At 70.0% G+C, this 23,899-nt stretch carries 20 protein-coding genes and 1 pseudogene; 12 read left to right on the forward strand and 9 right to left on the reverse strand.

What is annotated here, in order from left to right; all coding sequences use genetic code 11:
* Positions 1 to 234 precede the first annotated feature (234 nt).
* Entirely contained in the window at positions 235 to 1,701 is a 1,467-nt protein-coding gene (locus ACIBAG_RS20370) for a non-reducing end alpha-L-arabinofuranosidase family hydrolase (RefSeq protein WP_399106880.1), read from the reverse strand.
* A 527-nt stretch (positions 1,702 to 2,228) separates the two neighbouring features.
* Between ACIBAG_RS20370 and ACIBAG_RS20375 the strand changes: the two genes are divergently transcribed.
* The 5 genes and pseudogenes from ACIBAG_RS20375 (at position 2,229) to ACIBAG_RS20395 (ending at position 7,962) form a co-directional block, all read left to right on the forward strand.
* Positions 2,229 to 3,662, forward strand: coding sequence for an endo-1,4-beta-xylanase (locus ACIBAG_RS20375; protein WP_399106881.1), 1,434 nt, complete (start codon positions 2,229 to 2,231; stop codon positions 3,660 to 3,662).
* 103 nt (positions 3,663 to 3,765) lie between these two features.
* A pseudogene (locus ACIBAG_RS20380) lies at positions 3,766 to 5,073 on the forward strand (RICIN domain-containing protein).
* A 291-nt stretch (positions 5,074 to 5,364) separates the two neighbouring features.
* Positions 5,365 to 6,027 (forward strand): NUDIX domain-containing protein, encoded by a 663-nt coding sequence (locus tag ACIBAG_RS20385; protein WP_399106882.1) that lies wholly within the window; start codon positions 5,365 to 5,367, stop codon positions 6,025 to 6,027.
* A gap of 98 nt (positions 6,028 to 6,125) precedes the next feature.
* Positions 6,126 to 7,112, forward strand: coding sequence for an aldo/keto reductase (locus ACIBAG_RS20390; protein WP_399106883.1), 987 nt, complete (start codon positions 6,126 to 6,128; stop codon positions 7,110 to 7,112).
* A gap of 46 nt (positions 7,113 to 7,158) precedes the next feature.
* On the forward strand, positions 7,159 to 7,962 hold the full coding sequence (locus ACIBAG_RS20395; RefSeq protein WP_399106884.1) for a DUF427 domain-containing protein: 804 nt from the start codon (positions 7,159 to 7,161) through the stop codon (positions 7,960 to 7,962).
* On the opposite strand, the gene ACIBAG_RS20400 is transcribed toward ACIBAG_RS20395, so the two are convergent.
* The 6 genes from ACIBAG_RS20400 to iolC are packed head-to-tail and all read right to left on the reverse strand — an operon-like array spanning position 7,952 to position 14,975.
* A complete protein-coding gene (locus ACIBAG_RS20400) occupies positions 7,952 to 8,740 on the reverse strand; it encodes a GntR family transcriptional regulator (RefSeq protein WP_399106885.1) in 789 nt (262 codons plus the stop codon). The two genes, ACIBAG_RS20395 and ACIBAG_RS20400, sit on opposite strands and share 11 nt — an antisense overlap.
* Before the next feature lie 29 nt (positions 8,741 to 8,769).
* Entirely contained in the window at positions 8,770 to 10,263 is a 1,494-nt protein-coding gene (locus ACIBAG_RS20405) for a CoA-acylating methylmalonate-semialdehyde dehydrogenase (protein WP_399106886.1), read from the reverse strand.
* 30 nt (positions 10,264 to 10,293) lie between these two features.
* Positions 10,294 to 12,171: a 3D-(3,5/4)-trihydroxycyclohexane-1,2-dione acylhydrolase (decyclizing) gene (iolD, locus tag ACIBAG_RS20410; protein ID WP_399106887.1), complete on the reverse strand. Its 1,878-nt coding sequence runs from the start codon at positions 12,169 to 12,171 to the stop codon at positions 10,294 to 10,296.
* A gap of 8 nt (positions 12,172 to 12,179) precedes the next feature.
* A complete protein-coding gene (gene iolB, locus ACIBAG_RS20415) occupies positions 12,180 to 13,067 on the reverse strand; it encodes a 5-deoxy-glucuronate isomerase (protein ID WP_399106888.1) in 888 nt (295 codons plus the stop codon).
* Positions 13,068 to 13,093: 26 nt separating this feature from the next.
* Entirely contained in the window at positions 13,094 to 13,972 is an 879-nt protein-coding gene (locus ACIBAG_RS20420) for a deoxyribose-phosphate aldolase (RefSeq protein WP_399106889.1), read from the reverse strand.
* 43 nt (positions 13,973 to 14,015) lie between these two features.
* Entirely contained in the window at positions 14,016 to 14,975 is a 960-nt protein-coding gene (gene iolC, locus ACIBAG_RS20425; RefSeq protein ID WP_399106890.1) for a 5-dehydro-2-deoxygluconokinase, read from the reverse strand.
* 307 nt (positions 14,976 to 15,282) lie between these two features.
* Between iolC and ACIBAG_RS20430 the strand changes: the two genes are divergently transcribed.
* The 5 genes from ACIBAG_RS20430 to ACIBAG_RS20450 are packed head-to-tail and all read left to right on the forward strand — an operon-like array spanning position 15,283 to position 20,240.
* Positions 15,283 to 16,299 carry a sugar ABC transporter substrate-binding protein gene (locus tag ACIBAG_RS20430; RefSeq protein WP_399106891.1) on the forward strand — a complete coding sequence of 339 codons (1,017 nt, stop codon included), beginning with the start codon at positions 15,283 to 15,285 and terminating at the stop codon, positions 16,297 to 16,299.
* Complete coding sequence (locus tag ACIBAG_RS20435; protein WP_399106892.1) at positions 16,299 to 17,378, forward strand: ABC transporter permease; 1,080 nt, start codon at positions 16,299 to 16,301, stop codon at positions 17,376 to 17,378. The genes ACIBAG_RS20430 and ACIBAG_RS20435 overlap by 1 nt, the downstream gene beginning before the upstream one ends.
* A 5-nt stretch (positions 17,379 to 17,383) precedes the next feature.
* Positions 17,384 to 18,298, forward strand: a complete 915-nt coding sequence (locus tag ACIBAG_RS20440; RefSeq protein ID WP_399106893.1) for an ATP-binding cassette domain-containing protein — start codon at positions 17,384 to 17,386, stop codon at positions 18,296 to 18,298.
* A 1-nt stretch (position 18,299) separates the two neighbouring features.
* Positions 18,300 to 19,202 carry a sugar phosphate isomerase/epimerase family protein gene (locus tag ACIBAG_RS20445; RefSeq protein WP_399106894.1) on the forward strand — a complete coding sequence of 301 codons (903 nt, stop codon included), beginning with the start codon at positions 18,300 to 18,302 and terminating at the stop codon, positions 19,200 to 19,202.
* 18 nt (positions 19,203 to 19,220) lie between these two features.
* The gene (locus ACIBAG_RS20450) at positions 19,221 to 20,240 is read left to right on the forward strand and encodes a Gfo/Idh/MocA family protein (RefSeq protein ID WP_399106895.1); all 1,020 of its coding nucleotides are present in this window, start codon (positions 19,221 to 19,223) and stop codon (positions 20,238 to 20,240) included.
* A gap of 109 nt (positions 20,241 to 20,349) precedes the next feature.
* On the opposite strand, the gene ACIBAG_RS20455 is transcribed toward ACIBAG_RS20450, so the two are convergent.
* Complete coding sequence (locus tag ACIBAG_RS20455; RefSeq protein ID WP_399106896.1) at positions 20,350 to 20,583, reverse strand: TetR-like C-terminal domain-containing protein; 234 nt, start codon at positions 20,581 to 20,583, stop codon at positions 20,350 to 20,352.
* 6 nt (positions 20,584 to 20,589) lie between these two features.
* Positions 20,590 to 21,207 carry a TetR/AcrR family transcriptional regulator gene (locus ACIBAG_RS20460; RefSeq protein WP_399106897.1) on the reverse strand — a complete coding sequence of 206 codons (618 nt, stop codon included), beginning with the start codon at positions 21,205 to 21,207 and terminating at the stop codon, positions 20,590 to 20,592.
* 121 nt (positions 21,208 to 21,328) lie between these two features.
* Between ACIBAG_RS20460 and ACIBAG_RS20465 the strand changes: the two genes are divergently transcribed.
* Together ACIBAG_RS20465 and ACIBAG_RS20470 are read left to right on the forward strand one after the other, a co-directional pair.
* Positions 21,329 to 22,540: an alpha/beta hydrolase family protein gene (locus tag ACIBAG_RS20465; RefSeq protein ID WP_399106898.1), complete on the forward strand. Its 1,212-nt coding sequence runs from the start codon at positions 21,329 to 21,331 to the stop codon at positions 22,538 to 22,540.
* A complete protein-coding gene (locus ACIBAG_RS20470; protein WP_399106899.1) occupies positions 22,537 to 23,895 on the forward strand; it encodes an MFS transporter in 1,359 nt (452 codons plus the stop codon). The genes ACIBAG_RS20465 and ACIBAG_RS20470 overlap by 4 nt, the downstream gene beginning before the upstream one ends.
* The last annotated feature ends 4 nt before the right edge of the window (positions 23,896 to 23,899 follow it).

The raw sequence follows: 23,899 nt of genomic DNA on the forward strand, positions 1-23,899 counted from the left end.
CGCAAGCGGCCGGCCGTCTGCGGCGCGGGAGCACCGGTGGCCGGCCACCCGGCTTCGACAAGGAGCGGTACGCCAAGCGCAACACTGTCGGCGCAGGGCCGGGGCTGGCGGTGTCGGTCGCCGGTCGGTCTGGGTCGCCTTCCACAAAGCAACGCGGTGGACCTGGGCGGGCCCGGACTTCCGCCGAGCCCGCCCAGGTCGGCTCCCGACCGGAGCCGGAGCCGTGTCAAGCCGTCAGCGCTGCAGTGTGAGCAGGCCCGGACGGTAGGGGAGGAGGCCGTAGTCGCCGCCGGAGTTGGGGCTGCGGCCCTGGTAGAGCAACTGCAGATTGCAGGGATCGACGGTCATGGTCTGATCGGGGCTGGTGCGGATCAGTTCGCCATGACTGATGTCGTTGGTCCAGGTGGCGCCGCTGTTGGCCTTGCCGGCGAAGGGATTGCTCTCGGTCGCGGCCTGGGGAGTCCATGAGCCGTTCAGACTGGTGGCCGTGAACGAGCGGAAGTAGCGGCCCTGCGAGCCGATCGCCTCGACGATCATGAGGTAGCGGTTCTGGCCCTGCAGCTTGTAGACCTGCGGGGCTTCGAACAGGTTGTTCGTCGTGTCGCTCATGATCACTGTCGAGTTCGTGCCGAAGCTGCCAGGGAAGTTCCCGATCGGCATACTGGCCCGGTAGATCTTGCCGTTGTCGCCGGCGAAGAACAGGTACATGTTCGTCCCGTCAGCGATGAGCGTCTGGTCGATGGGTCCGGTTCCGGAGTCGGAGATGCTCCCGGAGAAGAGAACCTGCTCGGACGACCAGCCATTCGGGTTGGTGGGGTCGCTCGACGTCCGGTAGGAGAAGGCGGTCCTACCCCACTGGTAGGCGAGCACCCAGATGTTCTTCGGTGCGAAGTAGAAGAGCGTGGGCGCGACGGTGGAGGCTGACATCGTGTTCTGGCTGGCCGAGGCCATCTCCGACCAGTTGGCGAACAGGCCGAAGTTCATCGAACCCCACCTCGTCCCCGTGTCGTGCGTCGTCGCATAGACGAGTTGCCTGCCGTTGTAGGGCACGACCGTGAAGTCCTTGAGCGAGACCCACCCCGGCTTGGGCTGCGCCAGCGCGCCCGTTGACGTCCAGCGGTATGTCGACGGAAGGTCGCACGGGCCGGGGTTGCCGGCGCCGACCTTGACGAGCTGCCACTGCTGGTTGCTGCCGCCCCAGTCGTCGTACTGGACGATGTTCGCGTTGTCGGCGGTGGAGGCGCCTTGCACTTCGAGGGCCTTGTTGCTGTGGCGCGAGATGAACCGTACGTAGCCGTCCGAGCTGTCGGCCAGCCGCCATTGCTGGTTGGTGCCGTTCAGGTCGGCCCACTGAACGATCGAGCCGCCGTTCGCGGTGGAAAAGTTGTGGACGTCCAGCACCTTGCCCGAGTGGCGGGACTTGATGCGGTAGTAGCCGCCCCCGGAATCGACGAACTGCCACTGCTGCTGGTTCTGATCGTTCCTGGTCCACTGGGTGATGCGGGCGCCGTCGCCGGTCGCCAGGTTGTAGACATCCAGCGCTTTGCCACTGTTGCGGTTGACCAGCACATACGAGGCGTTGGTGTCTACGGTCGCCGCGCTGGCGGGCTGGGCACCGAGGAAGGTGGCCAGGAGCAACAAGGGCGCAAGGACGGCGAGTAAGCGTCTTGGACGAACCGGGGACGGATGGCGAAACCGCATCAGAGGGGCCTCCTTGGTGGCGGGGTGAGGTGACGCCGATGAACTGCGGAGCGGCCTTACTGGTGGCGGGGACGGATTCGAAACATTCGAAGCGTTCTCCGAACCTTGACGCCACAAGCTAGAAATGCGGAGCCCTTTGGTCAAGGTCTGTCGCTGATCTGTCCACAAACCGTCAATCCCAGGATCGGCAGCGCGGGGCGGTTGGGGAGGTGGACAAGCGGCGTCTGCCCGCTCGCGGTTTTCGAAAGTTTCGATGGAAGAGCAGAAAGTTTCCCTGCGGTGAGTATTGACGATTCACCGTCAATCCCTCAACCTCCCTCTCTGGGTGGCCGACCATGGTTCGAAATTTCGAACTACGTCGGCCTGGGCAAGCGGTGCCGCATGGCGGATCCGCGCACCGCAGCACCTGCTCGGTGATTCCGCGCTGCCGGGTTCCGGCCCCACCCCGTCCGTCTGCCGAGTGGGGGCGGACGACGCTTTCCCGTGCGCTTCCGTCATTTCGTGATGTCTACCTTGGAGGCACAGTCATGGGCTTGTATGCCCTTGTCAGACCCGTTGTCCGCCGGAAGATCCGCGGCCTGCTGCTGGCGCTGCTCGTCGGTGCCCTCGGCGCGGTCGCCGCACTGGTCGCGCCGCCGCCTCCCGCACACGCCGCCGAGAGCACGCTCGGCGCCGCGGCGGCGCAGAGCGGCCGCTACTTCGGCACCGCCATCGCCTCGGGCAGGCTGGGCGACTCGGCGTACACCACGATCGCGGGTCGTGAGTTCAACTCGGTGACGGCCGAGAACGAGATGAAGATCGACGCCACCGAACCCCAGCGGGGCCAGTTCAACTTCACCGCCGGTGACCGCGTCTACAACTGGGCCGTGCAGAACGGCAAGCAGGTACGCGGCCACACCCTTGCCTGGCACTCCCAGCAGCCCGGCTGGATGCAGGCCCTCAGCGGCAGCACTCTGCGCCAGGCGATGATCGACCACATCAAGGGCGTGATGGCCCACTACAAGGGCAAGATCGTCCAGTGGGACGTCGTGAACGAGGCGTTCGCCGACGGCAGTTCGGGAGCCCGGCGCGACTCCAACCTGCAGCGCACCGGCAACGACTGGATCGAGGTCGCCTTCCGCACCGCGCGCGCCGCCGACCCGGCCGCCAAGCTCTGCTACAACGACTACAACGTCGAGAACTGGACCTGGGCCAAGACCCAGGCCATGTACGCCATGGTCCGCGACTTCAAGCAGCGCGGCGTGCCGATCGACTGCGTCGGCTTCCAGGCGCACTTCAACAACGACAGCCCCTACAACAGCAACTTCCGTACCACCCTGCAGAACTTCGCCGCCCTCGGCGTCGACGTGGCCGTCACCGAACTCGACATCCAGGGCGCCCCGGCCTCGACCTACGCCGCCGTGACCAACGACTGCCTGGCCGTCCCGCGCTGCCTCGGCGTCACCGTGTGGGGTGTGCGCGACTCCGACTCCTGGCGACCGCAGCACACGCCGCTGCTGTTCAACGGCGACGGCAGCAAGAAGCCCGCCTACACCGCCGTCCTCAACGCGCTCAACGGCGGCTCCTCCACGCCCCCTTCGGGTTCCGGACAGATCAAGGGCGTCGGTTCGGGCCGCTGCCTGGACGTGCCCGGCACCAGCACCACCGACGGCACCCAGCTCCACCTGTGGGACTGCCACAGCGGCACCAACCAGCAGTGGACGTACACCGACGCCGGCGAGCTCAGGGTCTACGGCAACAAGTGCCTGGACGCCGGCGGCACCGGCAACGGTGCCCGAGTCCAGATCTACAGCTGCTGGGGCGGCGACAACCAGAAATGGCGCCTCAACTCCGACGGATCCATCGTCGGCGTCCAGTCCGGCCTCTGCCTCGACGCCGCCGGGGGTGGCACCGCCAACGGCACCCTGATCCAGCTCTACTCCTGCTCGAACGGCAGCAACCAACGCTGGACCCGCACCTGATGGGACCTGCCACCAACGAAAGGGTGAATCGATGACGGCCTACGGCGCGGTTTCCCCCGCCCCTCCATTGAAGAGACATCGCTGGTGGTCCCGGGTCGCCGCCGTGGTGGCGGCGACCCTCGCGATCGGCATGCTCTGCGCGGTGAATCCGGCGCCCGCCGAGGCGGCGACCGTGGACACCAACGCCTGGTACGTCCTGGTCAATCGCAACAGCGGCAAGGCGCTGGACGTCTCTGGCGCGTCCGCCGCCGACGGCGCGCGGGTCAGCCAGTGGACGCGCAGCGACGGAGCCAACCAGCAGTGGCAGTTCGTGGACTCCGGCGGCGGCTTCTACCGTCTCAAGGCCCGGCATTCGGACAAGGTCCTCGACGTGGCGGGCGCCTCGACCGCCGACGGTGCCGCGATCCAGCAGTGGGCCGACCACAACGGGGCCAACCAGCAGTTCCGGCTGGCCGACTCCGACGCGGGCCACGTCCGGCTGATCAACCGTAGCAGCGGCAAGGCGGTGGAGGTGCAGGGCGCCTCCACCGCCGACGGAGGCAACGTCGTCCAGTACACCGACTGGGGCGGCGCAAACCAGCAGTGGCAGATGATCAAGCTGTCGTCCGGTGGCGGTGGAGGCGGCGGATGCGGCAGCGCACCCACTCTGGCGAGCGGTACGCACACGATCCAGAGCGGCGGCAAGAGCCGCAGCTTCATCCTCAGGGTTCCCGCCAACTACGACAACAGCCACCGCTACCGGCTGATCTTCGCGTTCCACTGGCGGGGCGGAACCGCCGGCGACGTGGCCTCGGGCGGCACGAGCGGGAACGCCTGATCCTACTACGGCCAACAGGAACAGTCGAACAACAGCGCGATCCTCGTCGCCCCCCAGGGCCTCGGCAACGGCTGGGCCAATTCGGGCGGTGAGGACGTCACCTTCGTCGACGACATGATCCGGCGCATCGAGGGCGGCCTCTGTGTCAACCCGGCACAGCGTTTCGCCACGGGATTCAGCTGGGGCGGCGGCATGAGCTACGCGCTCGCATGCAGCCGGGCGAACGTCTTCAGGGCCGTCGCGGTCATCTCCGGCGCCCAGATCAGCGGGTGCAGCGGTGGCACCCAGCCCATCGCCTACTTCGGAATCCACGGCATCAGCGACTCCGTCCTCAACATCGGGCAAGGACGGTCCCTGCGCGACAAATTCGTCGGCAACAACGGCTGCACTCCCCAGAGCCCGCGCGAGCCCGCGCCGGGCAGCCGAACGCACATCACCACCACCTACTCGGGCTGCCGTGCCGGATACCCGGTCCAATGGGCCGCGTTCGACGGAGGCCACATACCCGGTCCGGTCGACGGCTCCTCCGGTGAAAGCGGCGTCACCACCTGGACCAAAGCAGAGATCTGGAGGTTCTTCGCACAGTTCCAGTGACACGGCCGCACCACGCGCGCAGTGGAGCCAGGATGATCCTGGCTCCACTGCGTCGGCGTCCCCCCGGGGGGAGGGGAGGGTTGTTCAGGAGGGAGTTCCCACGCCTTCGGACTGGTCACAGCCGGCGAACAGGCCGTGGGAGACGTGGCGTTCGAAGAACACCTAACGCGGCAAGCGGCCAAGAGGCGGGTCGGGAGAGGGTACGGTTCACCCGGCCCGCGCGACGCCGGCCGGGTCCGGATGGTAGAAGCGGGCCATGACCAACACGCTCATCCAGCCGGCCGGCGCCCGATGACCGCCGGCATCGACACCCCCGACCGCCGCGGCCGCACCGGACTCGACCGGACCGGCCGAGACCTGACCGGCAACCCCCGCGTCAAGGTGCGGGACGTGAAGCTGCTGTCCAGTCACTGGTACGTCGAGCGCGCCACCACCTTCGACTTCCAGCACGCCGACGGCACGTGGAGCACCCAGCAGCGCGAGACGCACGACCGCGGCAACGGGGCCACCATGCTGCTGTACGACGCCGAACGCGAAACCGTCCTGCTCACGCGCCAGTTCCGCTTCCCGGTGTATGTCAACGGGCACCCCGACGGCATGCTCGTCGAGACGCCGGGCGGGCTGCTCGACGACGATGACGAGCACCCGGAGATCGCCGTGCGGCGAGAGGTGGTGGAGGAGACCGGGCACACCATCGGGGACGTGCGGCATGTCTTCGACGTCTACATGAGCCCGGGCTCGGTCACCGAGCGCGTCAGTTTCTACGCCGCCGCGTACGGGCCCTCGACCCGGACGCACGAGGGCGGTGGGCTGGACGAGGAGGGTGAGGACATCGAGATCCTCGAACTGCCCTTCCGCCGGGCCCTGGAGATGATCCGGACCGGTGAGATCGCCGACGCGAAGACCATCATGCTGCTGCAATGGGCCGCGCTGGAGGGCCCGTTCGCCAAATGACCGCCCAGCCCCGCGGCCCCTTGACCTGAAGTGCGCTCCAAGATGGAGACTCCCGTTCGTGGCCCGGAGCGGGCGCACGGACGGGAGGGGACTCATCCATGAAGTACCGCACCATCGGCACCGACCCGAACAACCGCCGCGAGGTCAGCGTGCTCTCGCTCGGCGCGATGCTCTTCGGCTCGCGGACCGACGAGGAGACCTCCTTCGCCGTACTCGACCGCTATGTCGAGGCCGGCGGGAACTTCATCGACACGTCCGACAACTACGCCTTCTGGATCGACGGCGGGCAGGGCGGCGAGAGCGAGGAACTGCTGGGCCGGTGGCGGCGCAGCCGTGGCGTCGGTGACGAGATCGTCATCGCCACCAAGCTCGGTGCCCGTCCCCTGGCCCCTGGCACCAGTTACGTCGACAACGCCGAGGGCCTGTCGGCGAAGGTGATCCGCGAGTCCGCCGAGCGCAGCCGTGACCGCCTCGGTGTGGCCAAGCTGGACCTGCTCTACGCCCACATCGAGGACCACGGCGTTCCGCTGCGGGAGACCGTCGAGGGGTTCGCCGAGCTGGTCGCGGAGGGCACCGTCGGTCTCCTCGGAGTCAGCAACCACGCGATCTGGCGGGTGGAGCGGGCCCGCGCACTCGCCGCCGCCGCGGGCCTCCCCGGCTACGAGGTGCTCCAGTACGCCCACAGCCACCTGCGGCCCCGCTTCGACGTGCCCGATGGCGGCCTGTTCCCCGACGGCAGCCTCGGCCACGCCGGCCCCGAGCTGCTGAGCTATCTGCGCGCCGAGCCCGGCCTGACCCTGGTCGCCTACACGCCGCTGCTCAGGGGCGCCTACACGCACCCCGACCGGCTGCCCGCCGATTTCGACCACCCGGGCACCCCGGCCCGGCTGAACGCCCTGCGCGAGGTGGCGAAGGAGACCGGGGCCACCCTCAACCAGGTCGTCCTGGCCTGGCAGATCGGCGCCGAGCTGCCGATCGTTCCCCTGGTCGGGGCGTCGTCCGTGGCCCAGCTGGAGGAGAGCCTGGCCGCCGTGGACCTGGAGCTGACGCCGGAGCAGCGGGCCCGGCTCGACGCGGCCCACTGACCACACCGGGAGTACGCTCCGAGGAGGAGCCGAAGGAGGGTGGGCCATGCCTCTGTTCCCCAACGAGCGGAACGTCCGTACGACCCCCGAAGGCCTCCTCTGGGAGCCCAGCGAGCGCTGGGTGCGCGGCCGCAAGGGCGACGTCACCGTCGTCGACAGCCGGCACCCCGTCCTGGTCTGGGAACCCGACCTCCCGGTCCCGTGCTACGCGTTCCCGCGCGAGGAGGTCCGCACGGACCTCCTCCGCCCGGCCGGCAACCCGACGCCGGGCAAGCACACCGGATCGCGCGTCTTCTACGACCTCGAGGCCGGCGGAGAGCTGGTGGAGAACGCGGCGTGGACCTTCGCCGCCGACGACCTCGCCGGGCACATCGCCTTCGAGTGGTTCCGGCGCTGGGGGAGCGGCCTCGACCACTGGTACGAGGAGGAGGAAGAGATCTTCGTCCACCCGCGCGACCCGCACAAACGGGTGGACGCCATGCCCAGCAGCCGCCATGTCCAGGTCGAGGTCGGCGGCACCGTCGTGGCGGACACCCGCCGTCCGGTGCTGCTGTTCGAGACCGGGCTGCCGACGCGGTACTACCTCCCCCGCGAGGACGTCCGCCTCGACCTGTTCGAGACCACCGACCACCGCACCGGGTGCCCGTACAAGGGCAGGGCCCAGTACTGGACCTGGCGCGGCGAGGGCGACGTTCCGCGGAACATCCTCTGGAGCTATGCGGAGCCGCTGCCCGCCGTCGCCGCCGTCAAGGGCCTGCTGGCCTTCTACAACGAAGCGGTGGACCTCACCGTCGACGGCGAGCGACTGAAACGTCCCGTCACCGCGTTCACCGCGAGCCTCAGGGCCTGACCAGCAGCTGGAAGTCGAACGCGTACCGGGACGCACGGTAGATGTGCGTGCCGTACTCGACCGGCCGGCCGGTGTCGTCGTACGCCGTGCGCTGCATGGTCAGCAGCGCGGCGCCCTCCTTCTCGTCGAGGCGCTCGGCCTCCTCGGCGGTGGCGCAGCGGGCGCCGACCGTCTGGCGGGCGCTGTGCAGGGTGATGCCGGCGGCGCGCATCATCCGGTACAGGCCGGTCGACTCCAGCCGGGCCGTGCCCAGGTCGAGCAGGCTGCCCGGCAGGTAGTTGCACAGGATGGCCACGGGCTGGCCGTGGGTGCAGCGCAGCCGCTCCAGTAGCGTGACCTCCGCGCCCTCCGCGATGTCCAGCGCGGCGGCGACGTCGGCGGTCGCCGGGACGCGCTCGTTGCGCACGACGTGCGTGGTCGGGCCCTGTCCGGCCGCCTCCAGGTCGTCGTAGAGACTGCTGAGTTCCAGCCCGCGCTTCACCTGGCTGTGCACCACCTGGGTGCCCACCCCGCGCCGCCGGACCAGCAGTCCCTTGTCGACGAGGGACTGGATCGCCTGCCGCACGGTGGGCCGGGACAGGCCCAGCCGCACCGACAGGTCGACCTCGTTGCCGAGGAGGTTGCCCGGGGCGAGGGCCCCGTGCTCGATCGCCGCCTCCAGCTGCTGGGCGAGCTGGTAGTACAGCGGCACGGGACTGCCCCGGTCCAGGGCGAAGTCCAGCGAGTCCAGCGCGGACGACGTGGACGCGGTGCGTGCGGAGCCGCGGGTCTTCGCCATGGGTCCCTCCCCTTGTTCGTCCCTGTGCGTCAGGAGTTGCTCGGGAATCCGAGGTTGATACCGCCGTCGGACGGGTCCGGCCAGCGCGTGGTGATCACCTTCCCCTGCGTGTAGAAGGCGATGCCGTCGTTGCCGTAGATGTGCAGGTCACCGAAGAGCGAGTCCTTCCAGCCGCCGAAGGAGTGGTAGCCGACCGGCACCGGGATCGGCACGTTCACGCCGACCATGCCCGCCTTGACCTCCAGCTGGAAGCGGCGGGCGGCGCCGCCGTCCCGGGTGAAGATGGCGGTGCCGTTGCCCCAGCGGGAGTCGTTGATCAGCTTGATGGCCTCTTCGTACGTCTGAGCACGCACGACCGCCAGCACCGGACCGAAGATCTCGTCCCGGTACGCGTCCGCCGTCAGCGGCACCCGGTCGAGCAGCGAGACCCCGAGGAAGAAGCCGTCCTCGTGGCCCTCGACGGAGTAGCCGGTGCCGTCGACGACGACCTCGGCGCCCTGCTCGGCGGCGCTCGCCACGTACGAGGCGACCTTGTCGCGGTGCTCACGGGTGATCAGCGGGCCCATCTCGGAGGCCGGGTCGTTGCCGGGGCCGATCCTCAGGTTCTTCGCCCGCTCGGCGATCTTGCCGACCAGCTCGTCGCCCGTGTCGCCGACCGCCACCACGACCGATACGGCCATGCAGCGCTCGCCCGCCGAGCCGTACGCCGCGTTGATCGCCTGGTCGGCGGCGAAGTCCAGGTCGGCGTCGGGCAGGACCAGCATGTGGTTCTTGGCGCCGCCCAGAGCCTGCACGCGCTTGCCGTGCTCGACCGCCTTGAGCTGGATGTACTTCGCGATCGGCGTCGAGCCGACGAAGGACACCGCCTCGATGTCCGGGTGCTCGAGGAGGCGGTCGACGGCCACCTTGTCACCCTGCACGATGTTCAGCACACCGTCCGGCAGCCCGGCCTCGGCGGCCAGCTCGGCGAGGCGGAAGGAGGCCGACGGGTCCTTCTCGCTCGGCTTGAGCACGAAGGTGTTGCCGCACGCGATGGCCAGCGGGAACATCCACATCGGCACCATCGCGGGGAAGTTGAACGGCGTGATGCCGGCGACGACGCCGAGCGGCTGGCGGATCGAGGCCACGTCCACCCGGCTCGACACCTGCGTGGACAGCTCGCCCTTCAGCTGCACGCTGATCCCGCAGGCCAGCTCCACGATCTCCATGCCGCGCGCCACCTCGCCGAGCGCGTCGGAATGCACCTTGCCGTGCTCGGCGGTGATCAGCTCGGCGATCTCGTCGCGGTGAGCGTCGAGCAGCTCGCGGTACTTGAACAGAATCGCGGTCCGCTTGGCCAGGGAGGACTGCCCCCAGCTCTCGAACGCGGCCTTCGCGGAGGCGACGGCGGCGTCCACCTCCTCCACGGTCGCGAACGCGACCTGCTTCTCCTGCGCGCCGGTGGCCGGGTTGTAGACGGGGGCGAAGCGGCCGGACGTGCCCTCCACGGGCTTGCCGTCGATCCAGTGGGTGATGGTCTTCATGGTGCGAAAGGGCCTTTCGTAAGGGGGAGTTCAGAGGTGGTGACGGCGTCCGGCGACGTGCTGGTCGTAGCGCTCGCGGGCCTCGACGGCGGACCGGCGGTCGGCGACCTCGGCCACCGGCACGTCCCACCAGGCCTCGGGACCCGGCGAGGTCGGGTTCATGATGTCCGTCTCGACGTACACGCACGTCGGCCGGTCGGAGGCGCGCGCCGTGGCCAGCGCCTCGCGCAGCTCGCGCACCGTCTTGGCGCGCAGCACGTCCATGCCGAGGCTGGCCGCGTTGGCGGCGAGGTCGACGGGGAGCGGGGCGCCGGTGAAGGTGCCGTCGGCGGCCCGGTAGCGGTAGTCGGTGCCGAAGCGCTCGCCGCCGACCTCGTTCGACAGGCCGCCGATGGAGGCGTAGCCGTGGTTCTGGATCAGGACGATGTTGACCGGCAGCCCCTCCTGGACCGCGGTGACGATCTCCGTCGGCATCATCAGGTAGGTGCCGTCGCCAACCAGCGACCACACGACCGTGTCCGGGGCGGCCTGCTGGATGCCGATCCCGGCCGGGATCTCGTAGCCCATGCAGGAGTAGCCGTACTCCAGGTGGTACTGGCGCGGGCTGCGGGACCGCCACAGCTTGTGCAGGTCGCCCGGGAGCGAACCGGCCGCGTTGATCACCACGTCGTCGTCGCCGACCACCGCGTCCAGCGCGCCGAGCACCTGGGTCTGCGTCGGCACGGCCGCCTCGTCGTCGGCGCGGTAGGCGGCCTCGACGACCGCGTCCCAACGCTCCTTGCCCGCGCGGTACTCGGCCTCGTACGCCTCGCCCACACGGTGCCCGGCCAGCTCCTCCGCCAGCTTCTCCAGACCGGCCCGCGCATCGCAGACCAGCGTCCGCGCCGCCAGCTTGTGCGCGTCGAAGCCGGTGATGTTGAGGTTCAGGAAGCGCACGTCCGGGTTCTGGAAGAGGGTGCCGGAGGCGGTGGTGAAGTCCGTGTACCGGGTGCCGACGCCGATCACCAGGTCGGCGGTGCGGGCGATGGCGTCGCTGACCGAGGTGCCGGTGTGGCCGATGCCGCCGAGGTCCGCGGGGTGGTCGTAGCGCAGTGAGCCCTTGCCCGCCTGGGTGGAGGCGACCGGGATGCCGGTGGCCTCGACGAAGGCCTTCAGCGCGGCCTCGGCCTCGCTGTGGTGGACGCCGCCGCCCGCGACGATCAGGGGGCGCTCGGCGGCCCGGATCGCCGCGACGGCCGCCGTCAGCTCGACCGGGTCGGGCGCGGGGCGCCGTACGTACCAGACGCGCTCGGCGAAGAACTCCTCCGGCCAGTCGTACGCCTCCGCCTGCACGTCCTGGGGGAGGGCCAGCGTCACCGCGCCGGTCTCGGCCGGGTCGGCCAGCACGCGCATGGCGTTCAGCGCGGACGGGATCAGGGCCTCGGGGCGGGTGATCCGGTCGAAGTACCTCGACACCGGGCGCAGGGTGTCGTTGACCGACACGTCCGCCTCGGTCGGGTGCTCCAACTGCTGGAGCAGCGGGTCCGGCGCGTGCGAGGCGAAGTAGTCGCCGGGGAGCAGGAGGACCGGCAGGCGGTTGATGGTGGCCAGGGCGGCACCGGTGACGAGGTTCGTCGCGCCCGGGCCGATCGACGTCGTCACCGCCTGCGCGGAGAGCCGGTTGAGCTGCCGGGCGTAGCCGACGGCCGCGTGCACCATGGACTGCTCGTTGCGGCCCTGGTGGTACGGCATCGTCTCCTCGCCCGCTTCGAGCAGGGCCTGGCCGAGGCCGGCCACGTTGCCGTGGCCGAAGATGCCCCAGGTACCGGCGATCAGCCGGTGCCGTACGCCGTCGCGCTCGGTGTACTGGGCGGACAGGAACCGCACCAGCGCCTGGGCGACGGTCAGGCGGACGGTGGACTGGCTCATCGGGGACCTCACTGGGACGGAGCGGTGTAGAGGGGCAGACGGGGGTCGACGGGCTGGTCCGGCCAGGTGCCGCGGATCCAGGCGTGGTCCGGGTGGTCGCAGATCAGCCAGGCACGCTCGGCCTCCGGGCCCGCCATGACGTTGAGGTAGTACATGTGGTGGCCGGGCACGGCCATGGAGGGCCCGTGCCAGCCGTCGGGGATCAGCACGACGTCGCCGCCGCGCACCTCGGCCAGGACGTCGGTGTTCCGGCCGTGTCCGGACGGGGAGACACGCTGGTAGCCGAGGCCGGGGGTGCCCTCGTGGTCGGCGAACTCGAAGTAGTAGATCTCCTCGAGGACCGATTCCTCGCCGGGGCGGTGCTCGTCGTGCTTGTGCGGTGGGAAGGACGACCAGTTGCCGCCCGGGGTGATGACCTCGACCGCGATGAGCTTGTCGCACTCGAAGACGCCCGCCGCGCCGAAGTTGTTCACCTGGCGGGAGGAGTTCCCGGTGCCGCGCAGCTCCACCGGCACCGACGACGCCGGTCCGTAGCGGGCGGGCAGCCGTCGCGTGCAGCGCGCGCCGGTCAGCGCGAAGCGTCCGCCGTCGGTTGACGAGACGGTCGCACGGGCGTCGCGCGGCACGTAGGCGAAGTCGCTGACGCCGCTGAACACGCTGTCACGGCCGGTGAGCCGGAACGTGTCGTGGCCGAAATCGTCGGTGGTCTCGACCGTGCAGCCGCCGGTCAGCGACAGCACGATCCACTCGCTGTCGCCGGTGTCGAAGGTGTGCGAGCCGCCGGGCGGCAGCTCCAGGACCCTCAGGCTGGAGTAGCCCCAGCCGGCCTTCTCTGGCGTGACGTCCACGACGTAGGGGCCGCCGAGCGCCTTTCCCGCGGGAAGGTGATACGTCATCGTGTTCCTCCGCCTCACAATCCGTGTCACAACAGGCCGACGGCCGTGTCCACCGCCGTCTCCACGCTGCCCTCGGCCGGGTAGAGCAGCGAGCGGCCGACGACCATGCCCTGGACGGTGGGGAGCTGGAGTGCCTTGCGCCAGCGCTCGTACGCCCCTTCCTGGTCATCCCCGACCTCGCCGCCGAGCAGGACCACGGGCAGCGTGGACGTCTCGAGAACCTCCGCCATGTCCTCGGGGTCATGGGTGACGGGCAGTTTCAGCCAGGTGTACGCCGACGTGCCGCCCAGACCCGAGGCGATGGCGATCGACTTGGTGACAGCCTCGGCCGACAGGTCGTTGCGGACCTTGCCGTCGACCCGACGGGAGATGAACGGTTCGACGAACAGGGGGAGCCGGAGCGCGGCCATGGCGTCGATGGCGCGGGCCGTGGACTCCAGGGTGGTCAGCGAGCCCGGGTCGGCGTAGTCGATGCGGACCAGCAGCTTGCCCGCGTCGAAGCGCAGCCGGGCGATGTCCTCGGCGCGGTGGCCGGTGAAGCGGTCGTCCATCTCGAAGGACGCCCCGGCCAGGCCACCGCGGTTCATGGAGCCCATGACAACCTTGTCGTCGAGGACGCCGAGGAGCAGCAGGTCCTCCAGGATGTCGGCCGTGGCCAGGACTCCGTCCACGCCGGGCCGCGACAGCGCGACGCAGAGGCGTTCCAGCAGATCGGCCCGGTCGGCCATGGCCAGGCGCCGGTCGCCGACGCCGAGGGCGCCGCGGGCCGGATGGTCGGCGGCCACGATCATCAGGCGGCCGCTGTCGCCCATCAGCGGGCGGCGCACCCGGCGGGCCGCGGCCTCGGCGATCGCCTCGGGGTGCCGGGCTCTGACCGCGGTGAGCTCGGGGATGCTGATACTCAAGGAAAGCTCCGTTCAGGGTGGCTCGGTCGGCCGGGGTGCTCGGCTACGACGCCCGCGCGAGGAGGTCGTCGACCTCGGACTCGGTGGGCATCGCGGACGAGCAGGCGAGGCGGGAGGCGACGAGGGCGCCGGCGGCGTTGGCGTACCGCATGGTTTCGGCCAGGTCCCAGCCGGACAGCAGCCCGTGGACCAGCGAGCCGCCGAAGGCGTCGCCGGCGCCGAGGCCGTTGGCCACCTCGACCGGCACCGGCGGCACCTCGGCCTCCCTGCCGTCGCGGTGCACCGCCAGCACGCCCTTGGGGCCCTGCTTGACGACCGCCAGCTCCACCCCGGCCGCGAGCAGCGCCTCGGCGCAGGCGCGCGGCTCGCGGACTCCGGTGGCGACCTCGCACTCGTCGAGGTTGCCGACCGCGACCGTGGCGTGGCGCAGTGCCTCCGCGTAGTACGGGCGGGCTTCCTCCGGGTCCGTCCAGAACATGGGGCGCCAGTCGAGGTCGAAGACCGTGGTGCCCGCCTTGTCGCGCGCCTTGAGGGCGGCGAGGGTGGCGGAGCGGCTCGGCTCCTCGCTCAGACCGGTGCCGGTGATCCAGAAGACCCGGGCCGAGCGGATGGCCCAGTAGTCGAGTTCGTCGGAGTGTATCTCCAGGTCAGGGGCCTTAGGCTGCCGGTAGAAGTAGAGCGGGAAGTCGTCCGGCGGGAAGATCTCGCAGAACGTGACCGGCGTCGGGTACGCCGCGACGGGCGTCACCCAGCGGTCGTCGACACCGAAGTCCCTCAGCGCTTCGTGCAGGTAGGCGCCGAAGGGATCGTCGCCGGTGCGCGTGATGACGGCGGTGCTCCGGCCGAGCCGGGCGGCGGCCACGGCGACGTTCGCGGCCGAGCCTCCGAGGAACTTGCCGAACGTCTCCACCTGCGTAAGAGGTAGGCCCGACTGCAGGGGGTAGAGATCGACTCCTATCCTTCCCATCGTGATCAAGTCGAAGGGCTTGGCTGACTCGGCCATGCGCGACGCTCCTAGAGCTGGGCTGGGGGTGGGGCCCCCAGGGGGCCTGCCGCCTCCCAGGTGTAGGACGTGGAGGCCGACGCTGTCAATACTTTGTACTTACATTCGGACCTGATTGTGAAATGATGTCTTAACAAAGTATTGACAGCGGGCGCATCCAGCGATTGGATCCCGTCCCAGCGAAACCGCCGTGTCCCACGGCAGACGACCCGGGCTTCCCACTGGTCCGGGCCATGGATCCAAGTGATCAGCCAACCTTTCCCCCCGTCGCAACACCCCCCCCGTCGCACAGTGAGGTGCTGGAAAGATGGACCGCTCTTACTCCCGTTCCCGCAGACTGGCCCCCGTAGTGGCAGTCGCCGCAGCGGCAGCGCTGACGCTCGCAGGCTGCTCCAGCAGTTCCGGAGGCAAGGAGGCTGAGGAGAGCGCGGAGGGCGCCGCCGCCGGCAAGGCGAACACGCCCCGTATGACGGTCGCCCTGGTGACGCACCAGTCGGCCGGTGACACCTTCTGGGACATCGTCCGCAAGGGTGCCGAGGCCGCCGCCGCCAAGGACAACGTCAAGCTGATCTACTCCAACGACCCGAACGCCGGCAACCAGGCCAACCTGGTCCAGAACGCGATCGACCAGAAGGTCGACGGCATCGCGATCACCCTCGCCAAGCCCGACGCCATGAAGGACGTCGTGAGCAAGGCGAAGAAGGCCGGCATACCCGTGGTCGGCCTCAACTCCGGTGTGAGCGAGTGGCAGAAGCTCGGCCTGATGGAGTTCTTCGGCCAGGACGAGACCGTCGCGGGCGAGGCGCTCGGCAAGCGGCTCAACGAGGCCGGCGCCAAGAAGGCCGTCTGTGTGATCCAGGAGCAGGGCAACATCGGCCTGGAGCAGCGCTGCGCGGGTGTGAAGAAGACCTTCGAGGGCGACGTCGAGAACCTGAACGTCAACGGCACCGACATGCCGTCCGTGAAGTCGACGATCACCGCCAAGCTCAAGCAGGACAGCGACCTCGACTACGTCGTCACCCTCGGCGCCCCCTTCGCGCTGACCGCGGTGCAGTCGATCGGTGACGCCGGCGCCAAGGCGAAGGTCGCCACCTTCGACCTCAACAAGGAACTGACCGGCGCGATCAGCAAGGGCGACATCGAGTTCGCCGTCGACCAGCAGCCCTACCTGCAGGGCTACCTGGCGATCGACTCCCTGTGGCTCTACAAGAACAACGGCAACTACATGGGCGGCGGCGAGCAGCCGGTGCTGACCGGACCGGCCTTCGTCGACAAGACGAACGTCGAGACGATCGACAAGTACGCCGCGAAGGGCACTCGGTGATGAGCATGACCCAACAGGCTGAGCCGGCGGTGACCACACCGCCGGCCCCCGGCCCGGGCAAGGAGAAGGACGGGCGGACCGCCGAACGCCCACTGGCGCTACGGCTGTTGGCCCGCCCCGAGGTCGGCGTCTTCCTCGGCGCGGTGGCGGTGCTGGTCTTCTTCCTGATCACGGCGCCGCCGGTACGCGACGGCAGCTCGATGGCCAACATCCTGTACCAGTCGTCGACGATCGGGATCATGGCCCTTCCGGTCGCGCTGCTGATGATCGGCGGCGAGTTCGACCTGTCGGCCGGTGTCGCGGTGATCACCTCCGCGCTGACCGCCAGCATGATCAGCTACCAGCTCACGATGAACGTCTGGGTCGGCGTGATCGTCGCGCTCGTCGTGTCGCTGGCGGTGGGCCTGTTCAACGGCTGGATGCTGGTCAGGACCGGCCTGCCGAGCTTCCTCGTCACGCTGGGCACCTTCCTGATCCTCCAGGGCGTCAACCTCGCGGTGACCAAGCTGATCACCGGCAACGTCGCCACGGACGACATCAGCGACATGGACGGCTTCGACCAGGCCAAGGCCCTGTTCGCCTCGTCCTTCGACATCGGCGGGGTCAACGTCAAGATCACCGTCGTGTGGTGGCTGGTCTTCGCGGCCATCGCGACCTGGGTGCTGCTGCGCACCAAGTACGGCAACTGGGTCTTCGCGGTCGGCGGCAACCAGCAGTCCGCCCGCGCGGTCGGCGTCCCCGTCACGTTCACGAAGATCTCCCTGTTCATGCTGGTGGGCTTCGGTGCCTGGTTCGTCGGTATGCACCAGCTGTTCTCGTTCAACACCGTGCAGTCGGGCGAGGGCGTCGGCCAGGAGCTGATCTACATCGCCGCGGCGGTCATCGGCGGCTGTCTGCTCACCGGTGGTGCCGGTTCGGCGATCGGCCCGGTCTTCGGTGCCTTCATGTTCGGCATGGTGCAGCAGGGCATCGTCTACGCCGGCTGGAACCCCGACTGGTTCAAGGCCTTCCTCGGCGTGATGCTCCTCGGCGCCGTCCTGATCAATCTGTACGTGCAGCGCACGGCGACCCGGAGGTGACCGACATGACATCCACCAACGGAACCGGCACCCACGGCGCCGTCCTCGCCGACAAGGCCCCCGAGAAGGACGGCCCGATCGTCGAACTGCGCAGCGCCGGCAAGTCGTACGGCAACATCCGCGCCCTGCACGGCGTCGACCTGAAGGTGTTCCCCAGCCAGGTCACCTGCGTGCTCGGCGACAACGGCGCCGGCAAGTCCACCCTCATCAAGATCATCTCGGGGCTGCACCAGCACACCGAGGGCGAGTTCCTCGTCGACGACGAACCGGTCCGCTTCACCACCCCGCGCGAGGCCCTCGACAAGGGCATCGCCACGGTCTACCAGGACCTGGCCGTGGTCCCGCTGATGCCGGTGTGGCGGAACTTCTTCCTCGGCTCGGAGATGACCAAGGGCCCCTGGCCGCTGCGCCGCCTCGACATCGAGCGGATGAAGAAGACGGCCGATGAAGAGCTGCGCAACATGGGCATCGTCCTCGATGACCTGGAGCAGCCCATCGGCACCCTGTCGGGCGGTCAGCGCCAGTGCGTGGCCATCGCCCGCGCCGTCTACTTCGGCGCACGCGTCCTGATCCTGGACGAGCCCACCGCCGCGCTCGGCGTCAAGCAGTCCGGTGTGGTGCTCAAGTACATCGCCGCCGCCCGCGACCGCGGCCTCGGCGTCATCTTCATCACCCACAACCCCCACCACGCCTACATGGTCGGCGACCACTTCAGCGTCCTGCGCCTCGGCACCATGGAGCTGAACGCCTCCCGTGACGAGGTCAGCCTGGAAGAGCTCACCAACCACATGGCCGGCGGCACCGAACTCGCAGCGCTCAAGCACGAGCTGGCACAGGTGCGCGGTGTGGACGTCGAGGAGCTCCCGGAAGAGGAAGACCTCACCGCACCTGTGGCGGGCGCGCCCGAAGGGAAGTCCTGACATGCCCCCTGTGCTGGACCGCATCCGGGTCGGCTCCGCCCCGGACTCCTGGGGCGTCTGGTTCCCCGACGACCCCGTGCAGGTGCCCTGGGAACGCTTCCTCGACGAGGTTGCCGAAGCCGGCTACTCGTGGATCGAGCTGGGCCCGTACGGCTATCTGCCGACCGACCCGGCCCGTCTCACCGACGAGGTGAACAAGCGGAACCTGAAGGTGTCCGCGGGGACCGTCTTCACCGGCATGCACCGCGGGCCCTCCGTCTGGGAGTCTACCTGGGAGCACGTCAGCCAGGTCGCCGCGCTCACCCAGGCGATGGGCGCGAAGCACCTGGTGGTGATCCCCTCCTTCTGGCGGGACGACAAGACCGCCGAGATCCTGGAGCCGCCGGAGCTCACCGGCGAGCAGTGGGCTCACCTGACCAAGGGCATGGAGCGGCTCGGGCACGAGGTGAAGGAGACGTACGGCCTCGACATCGTCGTGCACCCGCACGCCGACACCCACATCGACACCGAGGCCCACGTCGAGCGCTTCCTCGACTCGACCGACTCCGAGCTGGTCAACCTCTGCCTCGACACCGGTCACTACGCCTACTGCGGCGGCGACAGCGTCAAGCTGATCGAGACCTACGGCGAGCGCATCGGCTATCTGCACCTCAAGCAGGTGGACCCGGAGATCCTCGCGGACGTCGTCAAGAACGAGATCCCGTTCGGCCCGGCCGTCCAGCGCGGCGTGATGTGCGAACCCCCGTCCGGCGTACCGGAGCTGGGCCCGGTCCTGGAGGCCGCGCAGAAGCTCAACGTGGACCTGTTCGCGATCGTCGAGCAGGACATGTACCCGTGCGAGCCGGACAAGCCGCTGCCCATCGCGGTGCGTACCCGGAAGTTCCTGAAGTCCTGCGGCGCCTGACGACCCGAAAGGACGGCCATGACTGAGCGCGCCACACTCGGAGTCGCAGTCATCGGTACCGGAAAGATGGGTGCGGACCATGTGCGCCGCATCCAGCAGGTCACCAGCGGGGCACGGGTGACCGCCGTCGTGGACGTCGACGCGGAGCGCGCCAAATCGGTCGCCGCCCGCGTCGACGGCTGCACCGCCCACACCGACCCGGCCGCCGCGATGGCGTCGGCCGACGTCGACGCGGTGATCATCGCTTCGCCCGGCCCCGCCCACGAGGCGGCGCTGCTCACAGCCTTCGAGCACGATCTGCCGGTGCTGTGCGAGAAACCCCTCACCCCCGACGCCGCGTCCGCGCTGCGCGTCATGGAGGCCGAGCAGAAGCTGGGCCGGCGCCGCGTCCAGGTCGGCTTCATGCGGCGCTACGATGCCGAGTACATGAAGCTCAAGGCCCTGCTGGAGACGGGCCAGTTGGGCCGTCCGCTCATGCTGCACAACCGGCACCGCAACGTCGCCAGCCCGCCCGGCTGGACGTCCGAGATGCTCATCAACGACTCGGTGACGCACGAGATGGACGTGACCCGCTGGCTGCTCGGCCACGAGATCACGGCCGTCACCGTGCTGGCCCCGAAGCCCTCCGGCAACGCCCCGGACGGCATCCGGGACCCGCAGTTCGTGCTCTTCGAGACCGACGGCGGCGCGATCGTCGACGTCGAGATCTTCGTCAACTGCGGCTTCGGCTACCAGGTCCAGGCCGAGGTCGTCTGCGAGCGGGGTACCGCCCGCGTCGGCGAAGGCCACGCCATGGTCACCCACGCGGCCGGCCGCTGGGGCGGCATCATCGCCCAGGACTACCTCGAGCGGTTCGCCGACGCCTACGACCGTGAGGTGCAGGCCTGGGTCGACGCCACCCGGCGCGGCGAGGTCACCGGACCGAGCGTCTGGGACGGCTACGCGGTCGCCGCGATCTGCGAGGCGGGCGTACGGTCGCTGGAGGACGGCGGCCGGGTCGCGGTGGACCTCGTCGACAGGCCCGCGCTGTACCGGTGAGGCGTGCGGCTTCCGGATCTGCCTGCCGAACCTGGGTGGCGCTCCTTCGGCGGGCCTGAGGCCTTGCAACCGGGCCGTGCCGGACGGGCGCGGCGCGGCGCACGAGCGTTCAGCGGCTGGCGGCGAGTGCCGCGAGGACGGCGTGGGTGAGGCGGGTGACGTAGGCGTCGTCGGTGGGGCCGCCGACCGCGAGCATCCTGAAGTACAGCGGGGCGCCGAAGGTGTCGACGGCCAGGCCCATGTCGATGTCGCCGGGCAACTCGCCGCGGTCCATCGCCTGGCGCAGGAGCGTCGCCACCGCCGCGCGCCGGGGCCGAGGACCGCCCGGTGCGGCGCGGCGCACGAGCGTTCAGCGGCTGGCGGCGAGCGCGGCGAGGACGGCGTGGGTGAGGCGGGTGACGTAGGCGTCGTCGGTGGGGCCGCCGACCGCGAGCATCCTGAAGTACAGCGGGGCGCCGAAGATGTCGACGGCCAGGCCCATGTCGATGTCGCCGGGCAACTCCCCGCGGTCCACCGCCTGGCGCAGGAGCGTCGCCACAGCCGCGCGCCGGGGACCGAGGACCGCCTGGTGCAGCGCGTCGCGCAGGGAAGGGTTGCGGGCCGACTCGGCCACCAGGTCGGGGATGATCCGGCCGGCGAGGGGATGCCGCAGGTCGGCCATGGTGTGCCGGATGAAGCGCTCGACGTCGTCGTGCAGCGATCCGGAGTCGGCCGTCGCGGGAAGATGCGCTGCGGCGGCCTCGGAGACCAGCTCCACCACCATGGCCTCCTTGGCGGGCCAGCGGCGGTACAGAGCCGCCTTGCCGACCCGGGCGCGGCGGGTCACGGCCTCCATGGACATCCGGGCGTACCCGGTCTCGGCCAGTTCCTCGAAGACCGCCCGTCTGATCGTCTCGGTCACGGATTCCCGTAGCACCGCGGAGCCGGTGGGTCTGCGGTCGAAGGTGTTCCGGCTGGTGGAGTCCACCGCGCGAGATTAACACCGGACGGAACGGTTGCGTTCCGTCCGGGCCGGGTGTACGTTCCGCGGCGAGACGGAACGGACCTGTTCCGTTCCGCCCCGGAGAAGTCCGGGAAAGGAGGTCACGATGAAGTTCCTCTTCGACGACGTGGCGTTCTCCTTCCAGGCTCTGCGCACCGCCGGGCACGCCGCCTACGCCGGCGCGGACCTCGGCGAGGTACTCGTCACCTGCCGGAACATCCCGGACGGCGACGAGCGGGCCTGGTACCGCGAGTGGACCGCCCTCGCCGAACGCCTCCACCGCATCGGCGACGAGACGCTCGCCGCGGGCCACCGGGTCAGCGCCCGCGAGGCACTGCTGCGGGCCTCGAACTACTACCGGACCGCGGACTTCTTCCGCGTCGAGAACCGCGACGCCGACACCGAGTCGGACCGGCTCGCCCGGTGCTCGCGCCAGACCTTCGCACGGGCCGCCGAACTCTTCGACGTGCCCGCGCTGCGCCTGGAGATCCCTTACGAGAGCACCACCCTGCCGGCATACCTGTTCCGCGCCGACGGAGCAGGCCGTGCGGCCCGCCCCCGGCCCACCGTGATCCATCACGGCGGCTACGACTCGACCCTGGAGGAGCTGTACTTCATGGTGGCGGGCGGTGCGTTGCGCCGCGGCTACCACGTGCTCGCCTTCGAAGGACCCGGCCAGCAGTCCGTCCGGCGGGAGCAGGGACTCGTCTTCCGGCCGGACTGGGAACACGTGGTCGGCCCTGTGGTCGACCACGCCCTGACCCGTCCGGAGGTGGACCCTGAAAGGCTCGTGTTGTGGGGCACCAGCTTCGGCGGGCTGCTGGCCGCCCGCGCGGCCGCGTTCGAGGACCGCCTCGCCGCGTGCGTCCTGCACAACGGGATCTACGACTTCTACGAACTCCCGCTCCGTGGCATCCCGCCCTACCTGGGCGAGTGGGTGGCGGAGGGCCGCGACGACGTGGCCGGGCCCGTGCTGGACGTCACCATGGTGCAGAGCACGCGGGTGCGCTGGTTCCTGCGGCACGGCATGTGGGTCTTCGGGGCCAAGACACCCCCGGAGGCGCTGCGCGCCTGCGCGCCGTACAACCTCGACGGCGCGGCTGCGCACATCACCTGCCCGACGCTGGTCCTCGACGCGGAGAACGACGTGATCTGCCACGGCGAGGCCCGGCGGGTGCACGACGCGCTGCGCTGCCCGAAGGAGCTGATGGTGTTCACCGACGCCGAAGGGGCCGGTGAACACTGCCAGGAAGGCGCGGCGCTCCGCTTCCACCAGCGGGCGTTCGACTGGCTCGACGAACGGCTGTCCCCGGCATGACCGTCGAAGCGGACACCCGGCCGGACGCCGCGGACGACACCCGGCGCCGCAGTCGCGTCGTACTGGTCCTGCTCGCGCTGTTCATCGTGATCAACGCCGCCGACAAGGCCGTGCTCGGTCTGACCGCGCGCCCCATCAAGGACGATCTCGACCTCACGGCCACCGAGTTCGGCACCATCGCCAGCAGCTTCTACCTGTTGTTCAGCCTCTCGGCGGTCTCCGTCGGTTTCCTCGGCGACCGCATCCGCCCCCGGCCCCTGCTCGCCGTGCTCGCCCTGGTCTGGGCCGCGGCCCAGCTGCCGATCCTCCTCCCCGCAACCGGATTCGCAGCGCTCGTCGCCACCCGGGTGGTGCTCGGTGCCGGTGAGGGGCCGGGGTACCCCCTGGCCAACTACACGGCCTTCACCTGGTTCCCGGAGAAACGGCGTGCCCTGCCCTCGGCCGTCGTGGTCGCGGGAGCCGCCGGCGGCACAGTCCTGGCCGCCCCGCTGGTCGTCCTGGTCAGCAACACCCTCGGCTGGCGGGCCGCGTTCGCCCTGCTCGGGGCCGTCGGGGTGGTGTGGGCCCTCGCCTGGCTCAGGTTCGGCGGCGGCGGGCCGTACACCGCGCGCCTCGGCCCCGCACAGGACGAACCGTCCAGGGCGACGAGGGAGCAGCCCACCGTGCCGTTCTGGCGTGTCGTCACCACCGGCACCTGGCTGGGGGCCACGTTCTCCGCGTTCGCGGTCATGTGGACGCTCGCCCTGGGCTTCGCCTGGCTCCCGCTGTTCCTGGCGGAACAGGCCGGGTTCAGCGACACGGAGGTCAGCGGGATCGTCGGCCTGCCCGCCCTGGCGATGGCCGTCCTCGTACTCACCGCGGGAACCGTCGCGCACCGGTTGCTGCGGCGAGGGGTGACCGCCCGGGTCGCGCAGGGGCTGGTGGGCGCGTCACTTCCGCTCCTCGCCGGCGTCTGCCTGTTCCTCGCGACCCGGGTCGGTCCCACCGCCCTCCTGCTGCCGCTGCTCGTGCTGGCCTTCTCCGCCGGCAACGGACAGACCCCGCTGACCAACGCGGCGATCGCGGACATCTGCCCGCCGGGACGACGCAGTGCGGCTCTGGGACTGTCGTACGCCCTCGCCGCCCTCTCCAGCCTGCTCGCCCCCTACGTCACCGGGCGGATCATCGACGCCGCGCCCACCGAGGCCGTCGGCTACGACCGGGCCTTCGACCTGACCGCCGGTCTGCTGATCACCGGTGCCGTCCTCTCGGCGCTCCTGATCCGTCCCGACCGCGACGCCCTCGCCCTGCTGCCCGAACCCCCCGTGGCGTCCCCCGCGTTCGGCACGGACGCGGAGCCCTCAGCGAAGGAGTGACCCC

Origin of the sequence: Streptomyces sp. NPDC051243 (assembly GCF_044455405.1) — a bacterium.
Taxonomy (GTDB): domain Bacteria; phylum Actinomycetota; class Actinomycetes; order Streptomycetales; family Streptomycetaceae; genus Streptomyces.